Annotated in this window: 8 protein-coding genes; 7 read left to right on the top strand and 1 reads right to left on the bottom strand. The window is 45.3% G+C overall.

All coding sequences use genetic code 11. The features are described 5' to 3' along the window. The first annotated feature begins 61 nt into the window (after positions 1–61). The 6 genes from MJ612_RS14950 to MJ612_RS14925 all read left to right on the top strand — a co-directional run bounded on the left by MJ612_RS14950 (position 62) and on the right by MJ612_RS14925 (position 10,031). Positions 62–1,711, top strand: coding sequence for an alpha-amylase family protein (locus tag MJ612_RS14950; protein ID WP_187033856.1), 1,650 nt, complete (start codon positions 62–64; stop codon positions 1,709–1,711). 64 nt (positions 1,712–1,775) lie between these two features. Further along, positions 1,776–2,855: a site-2 protease family protein gene (locus MJ612_RS14945; RefSeq protein ID WP_187033857.1), complete on the top strand. Its 1,080-nt coding sequence runs from the start codon at positions 1,776–1,778 to the stop codon at positions 2,853–2,855. Between the two features lie 265 nt (positions 2,856–3,120). Next, positions 3,121–3,510, top strand: a complete 390-nt coding sequence (locus MJ612_RS14940) for a BlaI/MecI/CopY family transcriptional regulator (protein ID WP_187033858.1) — start codon at positions 3,121–3,123, stop codon at positions 3,508–3,510. Next, complete coding sequence (locus tag MJ612_RS14935; RefSeq protein ID WP_187033859.1) at positions 3,507–5,618, top strand: M56 family metallopeptidase; 2,112 nt, start codon at positions 3,507–3,509, stop codon at positions 5,616–5,618. Before MJ612_RS14940 ends, MJ612_RS14935 begins: the two co-directional genes overlap by 4 nt. Before the next feature lie 321 nt (positions 5,619–5,939). Next, positions 5,940–8,066 (top strand): T9SS type A sorting domain-containing protein, encoded by a 2,127-nt coding sequence (locus MJ612_RS14930; protein WP_187033860.1) that lies wholly within the window; start codon positions 5,940–5,942, stop codon positions 8,064–8,066. A gap of 594 nt (positions 8,067–8,660) precedes the next feature. Further along, a complete protein-coding gene (locus MJ612_RS14925) occupies positions 8,661–10,031 on the top strand; it encodes a deoxyguanosinetriphosphate triphosphohydrolase (RefSeq protein WP_187033861.1) in 1,371 nt (456 codons plus the stop codon). A gap of 558 nt (positions 10,032–10,589) precedes the next feature. On the opposite strand, the gene MJ612_RS14920 is transcribed toward MJ612_RS14925, so the two are convergent. Further along, positions 10,590–11,111: a hypothetical protein gene (locus MJ612_RS14920; protein ID WP_187033862.1), complete on the bottom strand. Its 522-nt coding sequence runs from the start codon at positions 11,109–11,111 to the stop codon at positions 10,590–10,592. A gap of 202 nt (positions 11,112–11,313) precedes the next feature. Here MJ612_RS14920 and polA point away from each other — a divergent pair, with 202 nt between their 5' ends. Further along, entirely contained in the window at positions 11,314–14,151 is a 2,838-nt protein-coding gene (polA, locus tag MJ612_RS14915) for a DNA polymerase I (protein ID WP_187033863.1), read from the top strand. The last annotated feature ends 450 nt before the right edge of the window (positions 14,152–14,601 follow it).

The raw sequence follows: 14,601 nt of genomic DNA, 5'->3' as shown, positions 1-14,601 counted from the left end.
ATCAAACTAGTTACAAAATTCCTGAACTATACCGGCAGGGCGCTAAACCAGCTTATAACTTATGGAAGAAAGAGATCTATGGTACAAACGAGCCATTATTTATGCTTTAGATGTTGAAACCTTTCAGGATTCGAACGGAGATGGCATCGGTGATTTTCAAGGGTTGATCAGCCGGCTGGATTACCTGGACACGTTAGGTATAACCTGTATCTGGCTGCTTCCTTTTTATCCCACCCCTAACCGCGATAATGGCTACGATGTAATGGATTACTATAATGTAGATAAGCGCTTAGGTGATCTGGGAGACTTTGCCATTTTTATGAAGGAAGCTAAAGAGCGGGGAATGAAAGTTATTGTGGATCTGGTGGTGAACCATACTTCAAACCAGCACCCATGGTTCCAGGAGGCCCGGCGGGATGAGAACTCAAAGTATAGAAACTATTATACATGGGTTAAAGAGAAACCTGAAGAGCTGATAGGGAAGCCAGCCTTTGCAGATAAACAAAATGGTATTTGGGAGTGGGACGAAGAAGCCGGTATGTACTACCTGCACCGTTTTTACGCACATCAGCCCGACCTGAATATAGCGAGTCCAGATGTACGGAGAGAGATTCACCATATCATGCGTTTTTGGTTACTGATGGGTGTGTCTGGCTTTAGAGTAGATGCAGCACATATACTGGTGCAAAGCGACAGCGAAAACGATAAAGATGAGTTCTATGACCTGGTGGAGGATATGAGGGAATTTATAACCATGCACAGCCGTGATGCCATACTAGTGGCAGAAGCATCGGGGCCGCCGCACGTGGTGGGTTCTTTTTTTAAAGCCAAAGAGCGGATGCATATGATGTTTAACTTCCTGCTGAACCAACACCTGTTCCTTGCTTTTGCACGCAAAGAAGGCGCTCCTATTGCCAAAGGTCTTAAAATGTTACCCGAAACTGTTTACTCATCGCAATGGCTTAACTTCCTGCGTCACCACGACGAGCTGAACATCGAAGACCTGGAAAAATCAGAGCAGGAGGATATATTTAAAGTATTTGCGCCCGAAGAAGACATGAAAATTTTTGGGCGGGGCATCAGGCGCAGGCTGGCTCCTATATTTAACGGTAACCGTAACCGGCTTGAGCTGGCTTATAGTTTATTGTTTACACTACCGGGCACTCCCATGCTGCAATATGGCGCTGAAATAGGTATGGGAGATGACCTGACATTACCTGAGCGCAACAGCGTACGGACTGCTATGCAATGGGAAGATGCTCCTAACGGCGGCTTTTCAGATACAACAGAGGAGTTGATCAGGCCTGTTATCAGCAAAGGCAAGTTTAGCTACAAAAAAATAAATGTTATTGAACAGCAATGTGACCCGGGCTCTTTCCTGAACTGGATAGAGCGCCTGATCCGGTTGCGGCGCCAGTTCCTGGAACTTGGTAGTGGCGATTATACCATCCTAGATACAGATAACAGAAAAGTGTTTGTACACAGCAGCCACCTTGATTATACACTTATAGCCTTACATAATCTCAGTAACCAGGGATGCCATGTAACACTGGAAGAACTGCAACAGAAAGGGCAGTTTATAAAAGAAGTATTCAGCAACAAGCCATACGCAGCACCCGACAATGGTAGAGTAGAACTGGATGCATATGGCTATCGTTGGTTCAGGTTAAAGCCAAAGCAGGTGAAAAAGAAACAAGTAGTTAAAGCTTAGTATGTTATAAACAAATAGCCGGTCACTTCGTTACAGATGTAGTATACCTGTACAAATACATCTCATGAAATGGTCGCTTACATTAGGCAGGGTAGCAGGCATTAAAATTCTGGTGCACTGGACATTCGTGCTGTTGCTGGGTTGGGTAGCCTTTACTGAAGCTCAGCGCGGTAATGACCTGAACACGATCCTGCTGGCTATAGGGTTTATTTTATCGGTTTTCTTCTGTGTAGTGCTGCATGAACTAGGCCATGCTCTTACTGCCAAACGCTACGGTATTAAAACACGCATGATCACACTGCTCCCCATTGGTGGTGTAGCCAGCCTGGAGCAAATGCCTGAAAATCCTAAACAGGAACTCCTGATTGCACTTGCCGGCCCGGCTGTTAACGTAGTGATCGCATTTATACTTTGGATTGCCTTACCTGCGCTGCAGAGTGTGCCCTCAGATGAATTCTTTATGCGCATTACTCCAGCCAACTTTTTATACTTGCTGCTATTTGTAAATGTAATGCTGGTGCTCTTTAATGCTATTCCGGCATTCCCGATGGATGGCGGGCGGGTGTTAAGGGCTTTGCTGGCTTTTAAACTGGGGCGCGTGCGTGCTACCCAGATCGCTTCGAACCTTGGCCAACTACTGGCTATACTTTTTGTATTCTATGGTTTCTTTACAAACCCGTTTCTTATACTTATAGGCCTGTTTGTTTTCTTTGGTGCTTACACCGAAAACATGATAGTGCAGCACCTTGATTTTTTGCGTGGCCACCTTGTTCGTGAAGGTATGATGACCAGCTATGTAACCCTTACCCCCGAAAACACTGTGCGCGATGCCCTGGAAAAACTACTGATGGGTTCTGAACACGAATTTATTGTTGAATTGGATGGGAAGGTAGTTGGTACCCTTACCCGAAGCCAACTGATCCAGGCATTGAAGGAAAACAAAACTGATACCCCTGTGTCCGAAATTATGTCAAGGGAGTTCATGACTTTTGATGTAAAAGATAAGTTATCGCAGGCGTATACAGAACTGCAGAAAACACGCTCCCCGTTGTACCCGGTCTTGGAAAATGGAAGGCTGGCAGGCGTTATCAATACAGATAACATCAATGAGTTTATCATGATCAAATCTGCCTTGGTGCATTAAACACAGCTGTTCACCCATTTTGCCCTTGCTGAAAATTAATAGCAGTTACAGCTTACCCTTTACATTCTCATGATTATGGGTTAAGATGCTTATTTATAATAGTATATAGTTGGTTATACTTTGCTTTATTTATACTTTGGAGCTGGGTTTAACAATTTTTAACGTTATCTACGAAAAAAATCGTAATAATTATTTCTATTTACGAAAACATTCGTATAACTTAGTGATGCAGCTGTAACTACTTTAATCTCATCTATTAAAAACTATGAGCAAGAACCAATCTTATAAACCCACCGAAGCAGAGCTTGAAATACTGCAGGTACTGTGGCAGCATGGGCCGTCTACGGTTCGCTTTGTGCACGATGTACTCAGCGAAACCAAAGATGCCGGTTATACTACTACCCTTAAGCTGATGCAGATCATGGCTGAAAAAGGCATACTGGAAGCAGATAAAACCAGTAAGTCGCATGTGTTTAAGCCACTTCTGTCTGAAGAAACCACGCAGCGCCGCCTGCTGGACCGTTTCCTTGATACAACTTTCCGAGGTTCGGCATCTAAACTGGTACTGCAGGCACTCGGCAGCCAGCGCACATCAAAAGAAGAAATTGATGAAATAAGAAATCTGTTAGATAAACTGGAAGGAGGTAACTCATGAACCTGATTACTCAATTAGCTACAGAAGCGTTAGTAAGCGCACTTGGCTGGACACTCCTGCACTCGTTATGGCAAGGAGCTTTAATTGCACTTACACTGGCCTTGCTGCTGGTACTGCTTCAGCGCCACGCTGCAACGGTGCGCTATTACCTGGCTACAGCTAGTATACTGCTGCAGTTGCTTCTCTCAGGTGCTACCTTTATCTACTATTATACTTCTGCAGCCCCGGCCCCGGCAACAGCAATACATCCTGCAAGCAGCGTTATAGTACACACCCAAAGTATAAACCAGGTGACAACTGCTGCCACAGATTGGTCGCAGCCACTTAAAGCTGCAACGCTATACTTTGAGCAGCACCTGCCGCTGCTGGTTACACTATGGTTACTGGGTTTACTGGTTATGGCACTTCGTTTTATGGGTGGCCTGGCCTATACACAAAGGTTACGTTATCATAAGGTAAATCAGTTGGGCAGCAAATGGGATACAACGCTGCAAAATATAGCCGCACAACTGGGTGTGAAGCAGGCAGTTCAGCTGGCAGAATCGGTGCTGGTAAAGGTGCCTATGGTAATTGGCTTTGCTAAACCAGTTATACTGCTGCCGATAGGCGCTGCAGCAGGCCTCAGCACTACTCAGGTTGAAGCTATACTTGCTCACGAGCTGGCTCATATCCGCCGCAACGATTACCTGGTAAACCTGCTGCAGTCTGTAGTAGATATTTTGTTCTTTTACCACCCGGCTATGTGGTGGATGTCGGCTGTGGTGCGCGATGAACGCGAAAACTGCTGTGATGATATGGCAGTGGCTGTTTGTGGCAATTACCTGACTTATGCCCGGGCGTTGGCTACACTTGCTCAAATGCAATTACCGCAAACCTCACATGTAGCTATGGCGCTGGCTGGTAAAAAAGGTTCTTTGCTTAGCCGCATTAAACGCCTGGTAGAACAACCTTCACTCCGCCCTTCTTTCTCCGAAGGGTTTATGGCAGCGTTGGTTGTAGTGGTCGGAGTACTGTTTTTATCGGCAGGTGCTATGGCCAGCATGAAAGACAAAACAGCAGAAAGTAACGCATCTACGAGATCGGCAGAAAAAGCAACAGAGAGCAGGAATGAAGTTATACTTCCTGTTAACGTTGCCGAAGAGAGTTATTCCGCCTATACTTTTTCGGTGCAGGATACTACCGGACGCAAACAGGATATTGTGATTATAAAAAATAAAAAAGGAGAAGTAACAGAGTTATATGTAAACGGTAAACAGATACCGAAGAAAGATATTCCGGAATATAACGACCTTATAAACCAGCGACTGGAAGCAGTTAAAAATGCACCTAAAGCCAGCCGTGTAGATGTAGAGCGTGAAATGGTAGTAGAACGCGAAGTCATAGATGAAGCTCGCCGAAGCAACCGCAAAAACAGAAGAGAGGAATACCGTTACGAATTCAGAACAGATCAGGACGACTTACTGGTGCCTCCTCCGCCTGCACCTCCAGTTCCCCATGCACCTAGAGCAGCGGCAGTACCACATGCACCAATGGCTCCCATGGCACCTATGGCCCCAATGATTCCACCTGTGCCACCTGCTATGCCGCTTGATTTAGAAGGTAATAATAAAGAAGAAGCCAGGAAACAGAAGAAGGCTTACGAGCAAGCGAGGAAGCAGTATGAGAAGGACATGAAGCAGTTTCAGGAGGATATGAAGAAACATGCCCAGGAAATGGAAGCTGCTGCAGCCAGAAGGCAAAATGATAGAGGCCGGCAGCAGGAACTGGCAGAACAACGTCACGAACAGGCTATGCGCCGCCATGCCGAAAGTATGAAACGCCACGAAGAGTCTATGAGACGTCACGACGAAAGCATGAAGCGTCATGAAGAGCTCTCTGCTGTTCTGGATAATGTGAACCAGGAACTGGTAAAAGATGGCCTGCTGAAAAAGGATGCAGAAAAGATCGATTTCAAAATAGACAATACAGGCTTATACATTGACGGTAAAAAGCAACCGCAGGAGGTTTACAACAAGTATCGCAACCTAATGAAGACCAAGGATGGAAAGCCTGTAAATTATACTTATAAAAAGGATGGCAAAAGCAAGGAAGTTATGATTAAAGACTAGGCTATAACCATTTCTATAACCAGAAAAAGGGCTACTAACGGTAGCCCATTTTTATTTATTTTAACTGTAGCAAATGCGGCAAGAAAGCTATGTATATAGGTTTTAAATAATATTAAGTATCTTCATCAGTTCAGACAAAGAGGTCAGTCCTATGGCTTTGCCTGATTAGTTTGTAAATAAATTGCTAAACAAGTACTTATAAAACATGGTTGTAAGCATAAAATCTGTATCCGCTTGCAGCTGAATTTGCGTAAAAGCAGTGTTGCTGTTGAGACCACGATATCATCTGCACCTGTTACACTATAACACATAACCGTTCTTATGACAATTTTCTACAACGGAAATCCAGCCGTTTTTACCCTTACCCGCAACAGGTTATGGCTGCTGTTGCTCATAAATCTGCTCTTGGTGCAGGGTGTGTTAGCTCAGTCCGGAGCGCATATGATTCCGATTTCTTTAGAGGAGCGCCTGCAGGGTGCAGAAATGGTAGTAGAAGGTGAAGTGATAGCAAAACAGTCTTTCTGGGATCAGGAGCATAAAAATATTTATACTTCCAACATCATTAAAGTATACAAGGTGTTTAAAGGCACTTTGCAGGAAAAACAAATAGAGGTTATAACCGAAGGCGGTACAGTCGGGCTTGATAAACATGTATATTCTGTGGCACTTACTCTAAGCGAAGGGCAGCAGGGAATGTTCTTTCTGAAGCGACAGAATTTATTAGCCCGTACACCAGGCAAAACCCGTCTCAGCACACGTGCTTATGCCAGCGAACAGGGTTTTATTAAATATGATACCCGAACGCTTAGTGCCAAGAGCGTTTTTGATAGCTATACTTCTATTCAGCAGGTTTACAGTGGTATCAAAAAAAGAACCGGTGCCAATTATAAAACGATAAGTGCTAACCAGAAACTGCAGGCTACCTCGCAGAAGCAAATGCAGCAAAGCGCACTGGCGCCTGTAGTAACATCATTCTCTCCGAAAGTGGCCAGTGGTGGTACCGAGACTATACTTACTATCAATGGCACGGGCTTCGGAAGTGTGCGAGGCAAAGGAAATGTATCTTTTAAGAACGCTGACGATGGCGGACGTACCTTTACCGAAGCACCTGAAGATGCCTATCTCTCCTGGACCAATACCCAGATCAGAATGTATGTGCCCTCTACAGGCTCGGATGATGGAACAGCCGGAACAGGCGAGATACGGATAACAGCCAATGATGGCACCACCGCTACCACCGTTGATAAAATAACAATTCCTTTTACCTATACGAACCTTTACGAAGACTCCCTGTCTTACCAGCCTGCTCTTATAGATGTTGATGATGATGGTGGTTATACGATACATTTTGCACCAAGCATGCAAAGCCGCCTTGAAGCACAGGAAGGTTTTATAAGAGCCATGAACAGTTGGATTTGTACTACAAATGTGAACTGGAAAATAGGTGCACCAACTACCAAAGAAGAAAGCGAAGGCGACGATGAGGTGATCATTATGTTTGCACCTGAATCGGAAGTTGGTAAAAACGTGCTGGCACGCACACTTAGCCGCTACCGAGGCTGCCAGGTTACAGCTACTAAAGAGATAAACTGGTGGCTATCAGAGTTCGACATGGAAATTAACAGCAACATTACCTGGCAATATGGTCCGGGGCCTCCGGGTACAGGTCAGTTCGACTTTGAAACAGTAATGCTACACGAGTTAGGCCACGCACACCAGTTAGGCCACGTAATTTTGCCTAATGAAGCTGTGATGCACTATGCTCTGGAGTATAAAAGAGATTTCAGGGACCTGAGCGAGGCCGATATTACAGGTGGCAGAACCGTGATAGCAGAAAGCAACCAGCAAGATGTAGCAAGCGTTTGCCGACAGCCGCTTATGGAACCAAAGCTGGACGGAGAGTGTAACCTGGCACCAGAAATTGCTACCCTGCAGGCAGCCTATAACTCAAATGGTGATGTAGAAGTAACCTGGGAAACTGACTCAGAGGCGAATATAAGCCGTTATATAGTTGAGCGTAGCCAGGATGGTAATGAGTTTGAAGAAGTAGGCACCGTAGATGCCGCAGCGGACAACAGGTTCGTAGACGAAGACCCGCTGCCTCGTACCAGCTATTACCGGTTGCGCGTCATTTATAACGACGGAAACTTTAAGTATACTTTCAAAGTCAGGGTTACTGATCCTAAGCTACTGAACATATTCGAGGTATATCCAAACCCGGTTGGTGCTGATGAGAAATTTACCATCTCGTTCCTGGTGAACAGGAATACACCTGTGGAACTGTTCCTGTACGATATGACAGGTAAAGTAGTACGGAGTTTTACAGTTGTATTTACGGATGCTAATTTGCCGTTAGAGTTTGACATGACCGGAATTGCACCGGGTGCTTATGTGTTAAAATGGAGCTCGCAAAGAGTTAACGGTAACATGAAGATCGTGAAGCTGTAACTTAGTTAAACAAAGATAAAGCAGGAAGCCAGGTAAGTATACCTGGCTTTTTCTTTTATAAAAGTATAAGTATAGCTCCTGTAATTAGGGCTGTTCAGTTATAGTTTATACTTATTTAGGGCAGTAATAGGAGGTATAAAATAAGGCGGGCGTAACATTTGCCGGATACAAATGCACGCCCGCCTTATAACTCTAACACTTTATCTTTTTTGCGTCTCTATTGGGATGGCACAAGGCCTGTCCGCAGATACTATTAGAGCTGCCTGTTTTGTTTTAGCTTGGAAAGGTTGGTAAGATTTATAACAAAAAAACATATTTGAATTTTGCTTAGCAAGGCTATTTGTATAGCAGTTGTAACATTGGATTTTTTAGCTGTAAGCTTGCCAAATACATTCTAAATTACATTACAAGAGAAATTGTGTTAAAAAAACTGAGATTTTACATGAATACGTAACATTAACAAAGCGTAATTTTTAAGGAATATCAGTAGTAAACACTCATTGGTTAATTTATCTAGATAAGGCTATATTTGAGATAACTAATAGCTGTGAGTATGCAAATGAACGAGCAAGCTATACTTTATACTTTACCTTTATGATACCTTCTACCACCTGGGGCAAACTGATTTCTAAAAAACGCTTCGAGAGTACCGATAAGAAGTATACTTCGGACGAATCTGTAAGGGGCGAGTTTCAGCGCGATTACGATCGTATAGTTTTCTCTTCAGCGTTCAGGAGGTTACAGAACAAAACACAGGTAATGCCTATGCCCGAGAGCGATTTTGTGCATACCCGCTTGACGCATAGTTTAGAAGCATCGGTAGTAGGCCGTACACTGGGCCGTATAGTTGGTAAAAGTATACTGGAACGCAACCCGCAGCTAACCGAAGAAAAATACATACAGGAAGCTGATTTTGGGGACATAGTTGCTGCTGCCTGCCTGGCTCACGATATTGGTAACCCTCCTTTCGGGCACTCCGGCGAAGATGCCATTTCTTCATACTTTGAGAGTGAAGCGGCACAGCCATTTATGCAGAACCTGACTGAAGCCCAACGCAAAGACCTGCTAAACTTTGAAGGTAATGCTGCTGGCTTCAGGGTGCTTACTTATACTTATTCTGCGCACTGTAACCTGTCTGGCGGCCTAAGCTTAACTTATACTACGCTGGCTACTTTCACGAAATACCCAAAGGAGTCGTTGCCGGTTATAGCAAAAACTAAAAATACCAGCGAGAAAAAGTATGGCTTCTTTCAGACTGAGAAGTCATGGTTTAACACTATTGCACAAGAGCTTGGATTGCTACGCAAAGGTGATGGCGACACTGTTTTTTATCATCGTCACCCTCTGGCCTTTTTAGTTGAAGCCGCTGATGATATCTGTTATAGAGTGATTGATTTTGAGGATGGTCTGAAACTGGGACTTGTAACAAAAGAGCAAGGCATAGCATTGCTTAAGCAAATCCTGAACGATGATCCGAACCGGGTATCAAGTATAAAATTCTACGACTGGCGTGAAGAGATCGGTTACCTGCGTGCCCGTATCATAGGTAAACTGATAGAGGAATGTGCTGCGGTATTCCTGGAACATGAACAGGAAATATTAGCCGGCGCCTTCGATACGCCACTTATCAACCTGCTCCACTGCAAATCTGTGCTGGACGAGATCAAGATGCTTTCTATTGAGAAGATCTACCGTAACAAACCCGTATTAGAAATAGAAGCAGCAGGTTTTGAAGTACTGAGCGGTTTACTGGATGCCTGCATGAAAGCAGTATTTCTGCCAGAGTCGAAGCGCCACCGTAAATTAGCTGACCTCATTCCTGCACACTATATTAACCTGCCCGAACATGTCTCAGATTACGAGCGCATCATCCACATCACCGACTTTGTTACCAGCCTAACCGACCAGGCTGCCATAAACCTATACCGTAAAATTAAAGGAATAGAGCTGCCGAGAATGTATTAGAGAATTACGAATTATTGAACTGAATACACTCACTTTATCAACATCCCCTGCGAGAGTCTGAATTTATAGTTTTATAGTTGTTGTTGGTCCAACCACCTCATTATCCCCTCCTTATCTAAGGCCGGAAGTTTCCAGCCTTTGCTCTAGTCGTAGTTATAGTTTTATAGTTTCTTTTTCAACACCCCTATGGTCCTCTCAAGGGGACAGTTCTGATATTGCTATAGTTTATTTACAGTTCTATAGTTACAGAAAAGGACAGGTCGAGACCTGTCCCTATGAAAATACAACCACGATAAAGCTATACAACTATAACTGAACATTTAACTAAAGTTTCAGCTATCGAACTGATCTCAGTCTTTGGGTGGAGCGCCTTGTAAATATCTGGTGCCGCTAAGGCATTGCGACGTTTGGAGCAAAAGAGATTTGCACCGCGCGAGGACCAAAGACGGGGCCTCGCGGCCATGAGCGCACCAAAACCAACTATAAATCTGTAGGTAAGTAGAGCTCCCAGGATTAGGGGCAGCTATGGAAGGATAGCTTGGTTTAAACAAGTATAAACTATAACCCACCAACCAACAGCTTAGAGGCAATCCCCAAAACAGCTACACCAATCCCGAAACCAGCTGCAGCACTACCGAAACGCTTACGGTGCGCCTGCTTCCTGTAAGCCTCTTCATAGGCAGTTTCTTTCATCAGGTAAGCATTTGGGTTATCGGCATTATCTGTGCTTGGAGGCACTACAGAAACTACAGCTCCTGTTACCAAACCAGCAGCAGGGTATAATATTGTTGTACCCATTGTTCCCCAGAAAACTCCTTTAGGCTTATAATAGGATTTAGCATCTTGTCGGGCCTGTATCCGCAACTTAGCAGCTTCTTCTACTTCATTACGTTCAGGTTCAGCTATAACAAGTGCGGGCGTAGCAACTGGAGTCATTGATTTAGTACCTCCAGAGTCTACAAAAGCATGTGTCAGCTTTTCAGGTGCAGGCTTATAGTTAGTAACAAGTGATATTTTTTGTGCGCTGGCAGTTGCAATCACGGCCAAAGCCGCAATAAGAGTTAGTAAGTATTTTGCCATAAGGTCAGCTTCAATTAATATTATCTGGAACGGGAAAACAGGATGCTGCTCTGATCTGAAACAGTTGCCCCTTCTAACGTATATCAATCAAAACCGGACAAGTGATTTTTGCTGACAGCGGGCATTCATTTCAAAAGTCATAGTTTATACTTACAGTTACTTCACATTTGCAGATAATAGCCGCACACGCTACCTTTATAACATGAGCGAACCTAGAAAAAAACTGTTCCTGCTGGATGCCATGGCCTTGATTTATCGGGCACATTTTGCGTTCAGCAAGAACCCCAGAATAAACTCAAAAGGCATGAACACGGGCGCAGCACTCGGCTTTACCAACACATTGGTAGAAGTGCTGCAAAAAGAGAAGCCAACGCACATTGGCGTCGCCTTCGATTCAGCTGCCAAAACCTTCCGCCACGATAACTTTGCCGAATACAAAGCAAACCGCCAGGCTATGCCTGAAGATATTTCGGTGGCTATACCTTACTGCAAAAAAATTGTCGAAGCCTTTAACATTCCGGTGCTCATCCTGGATGGTTACGAAGCCGACGACATTATAGGCACTATGGCGCGCAAAGCCGAAAAAGCCGGTTTTGATGTGTACATGATGACCCCCGATAAGGATTACTGCCAGCTGGTAACCGAGCATATTTTCCTGTACAAGCCTGCCTTTATGGGTAATGCTATTGAAGTATGGGATGTGAACAAAGTGCTGGAGAAATGGGAGATCGAGAACGTGAGCCAGGTAATAGATATACTTGGCTTGCAGGGCGATGCAGTGGATAACATACCGGGCATACCGGGCATTGGCGAAAAAACTGCAAAAGCGCTTATCCAAAAGTATGGCTCCGTAGAGAACCTGATCGCTCACTCGCATGAGCTGAAAGGCAAGCAGAAAGAGAATGTAGAGAACTTCGCTGACCAGGGCCTGATGTCGAAAGAACTGGCAACCATACATTGCGATGTACCGCTGGACTTCAGTGAAGAAGGGCTGCATTGCGATGCCCCGAACGAAGAGCAACTGATCAGCTTATTTAACGAACTGGAATTCCGGCAACTGGCACAGCGCGTATTAGGGCAGCCAATGGCAGCTGCGGCAGCAACAGCTGCAGCTAAAACTCCGCGCCGCAAAGCTACCGACACCGGACAAACATCGCTTTTCGGGGCAACAGAAGCGCCTGCAGAGGAAACCATAGCTGATATGGCACCGGTAACCATGCGCAGCTTCAATAATTCTCTTGCCGATTACCACCTGATCAACACGCCAGAACTGCACGAGAGCCTGGTTAGTTATTTAGAGAAACAGGACGAGATCTCATTCGATACCGAAACCACAAGTATAGATGCCATCACGGCCAAGCTGGTGGGCATGTCGTTCAGCTACCTCCCCGGCGAAGCCTACTACATCCCGGTGCCTGTCAACGATCAGGAGGAAACACAACGCATCGTTAATATTTACAAAAAAGTGCTTGAGAACCCGGCAATTCAAAAGGTTGGCCAGAACATCAAGTACGATATCATGGTCCTCAAAAGCTATGGCGTAGAAGTACAGGGGCCGTTATTTGATACCATGCTGGCCCACTACCTGCTGGAGCCTGAAATGCGTCATAACATGGATGTGCTCTCAGAGACGTACCTGAACTATACCCCAATCCCGATCACTGACCTGATAGGGGCGAAAGGTAAGAACCAGCTGAACATGTCTGATTTAGCACCGGAAGATGTAAAGGATTATGCCTGTGAAGATGCCGACATTACCCTGCGCCTGAAACTATACTTTGAGCCTCTGTTGCAGGAACGTAACCTGATGAAGCTCTTCCATGAAGTAGAAACGCCATTAGTGCAGGTGCTTGCTGATGTGGAGCGGGAGGGTATAACTATAGATACAGATGCGCTAGCTGATATTTCTACACAGCTGGAGAGTGAAGTTATAAAACTGGAAAGACGCATTTTTGAAATAGCCGGCACGCAGTTCAATATCGGGTCACCGAAGCAGTTAGGTGAGATCCTGTTTGATAAGCTTGAGCTGCACGGCAAAAGCAAGGTAAAGAAAACGAAAACTGGTCAGCATGCTACCGGCGAAGAGATCTTATCTAAACTGGCAGGCGAGCACGAAATTGTAAGGCTTATATTGGATCATCGCCAACTGACCAAGCTTAAATCGACTTACGTGGATGCCCTGCCGCAACTGGTTTGCTCGCTGGATGGCCGCGTGCATACCTCGTTTAACCAGGCTGTAACCGCAACCGGCCGACTGAGCTCTACCAACCCGAACCTGCAGAACATACCGGTGCGTACCGAACGTGGCCGCGAGATACGTAAGGCTTTTGTGCCACGCGATAACAAGCACCTGCTCATCTCTGCCGACTATTCTCAGATAGAGCTTCGGATTATGGCTGACTTCAGTGGTGACCCAACCATGAAGGAAGCCTTTAAGAACGGTCTGGACATTCACGCTTCTACGGCTAGCAAGGTGTTTCACGTGCCACTCGATCAGGTGGATGGGGAGATGCGCCGCAAAGCCAAAACCATTAACTTCGGTATCATTTACGGTATCTCGGCATTTGGCCTGGCAGAGCGGTTGAATATTCCACGCCGTGAGGCTGCCGATATTATTGATGCCTATTTCCAGGAATTCCCGGCTGTGAAGGAGTACATGGATGAAACTATCAACAAAGCCCGCGAAGATGAGTATGTAGAAACGTTGCTGGGCCGCCGCCGCTACCTCCGCGACATTAATTCCCGCAACCAGAACATCCGTGGGTTTGCCGAGCGTAACGCCATTAACGCTCCAATCCAGGGTACGGCTGCCGATATCATCAAAATTGCGATGATCAACATACACGAGTACCTGAAACAGGAAAACCTAAAAACCCGCATGATTCTGCAGGTACACGACGAATTGCTGTTTGATACTCCTAAAGAGGAAGTGGAGATCATAACGCCAAAGATCGTAGAGCTAATGACGAATGCATTGCCGCTGAGTGTGCCGATGGAAGTTGGTTTAGGCGTTGGAGATAACTGGCTGGAAGCGCATTAAGGTTTTTAAAAACTATAGTTTGGAGCGGTGGCTGGAAGTATAAATTCTAGTCACCGTTTTCTTTTAATGTCATCCCGAGCATCAGCCGAGGGATCTTATATGTCCTACACTTCCTGTCATCTTGAGCGCAGTGGAGAAATCTTATAGTTCTGTAGCTGAAATCTATAGTTGCAGTTGACGTCAAGTCTTCCTTTCATAGCTACCTCTGATCCTAGGAGCTCTGCTTACCTATAGTTACCATAGTTGGCTTTGGTGCGCTCACGGCCGCGGGGCCCCGTCTTCGGGCATCGCGCTGCTGATTTGAAGCTACCCTCGTACCTCGGGTTGGCTGCGCCACCGCAACAAATCAAAGGCGCTCAACCCAAAGACTGAAAGCTTTCGATAGCAGCTACTATAGTGAATTGGAGATGCTATAGTTATATAGCCTTTTCCGTGGCTATAGTTCCAAGA

It is taken from the genome of Pontibacter deserti (assembly GCF_023630255.1).
GTDB classification, from domain to species: Bacteria; Bacteroidota; Bacteroidia; order Cytophagales; family Hymenobacteraceae; genus Pontibacter; species Pontibacter deserti.
Note: the sequence above shows the minus strand (reverse complement) of the source record. Positions and strands in the feature narration are given on the sequence as shown.

Bases quoted from the DNA above. Each gene is read 5' to 3' on its own strand.
- MJ612_RS14950 (WP_187033856.1), top strand. From the start codon at position 62: ATGGAAGAAAGAGATCTATGGTACAAACGAGCCATTATTTATGCTTTA.
- MJ612_RS14945 (WP_187033857.1), top strand. From the start codon at position 1,776: ATGAAATGGTCGCTTACATTAGGCAGGGTAGCAGGCATTAAAATTCTG.
- MJ612_RS14940 (WP_187033858.1), top strand. From the start codon at position 3,121: ATGAGCAAGAACCAATCTTATAAACCCACCGAAGCAGAGCTTGAAATA.
- MJ612_RS14935 (WP_187033859.1), top strand. From the start codon at position 3,507: ATGAACCTGATTACTCAATTAGCTACAGAAGCGTTAGTAAGCGCACTT.
- MJ612_RS14930 (WP_187033860.1), top strand. From the start codon at position 5,940: ATGACAATTTTCTACAACGGAAATCCAGCCGTTTTTACCCTTACCCGC.
- MJ612_RS14925 (WP_187033861.1), top strand. From the start codon at position 8,661: ATGATACCTTCTACCACCTGGGGCAAACTGATTTCTAAAAAACGCTTC.
- MJ612_RS14920 (WP_187033862.1), bottom strand. From the start codon at position 11,111: ATGGCAAAATACTTACTAACTCTTATTGCGGCTTTGGCCGTGATTGCA.
- polA (WP_187033863.1), top strand. From the start codon at position 11,314: ATGAGCGAACCTAGAAAAAAACTGTTCCTGCTGGATGCCATGGCCTTG.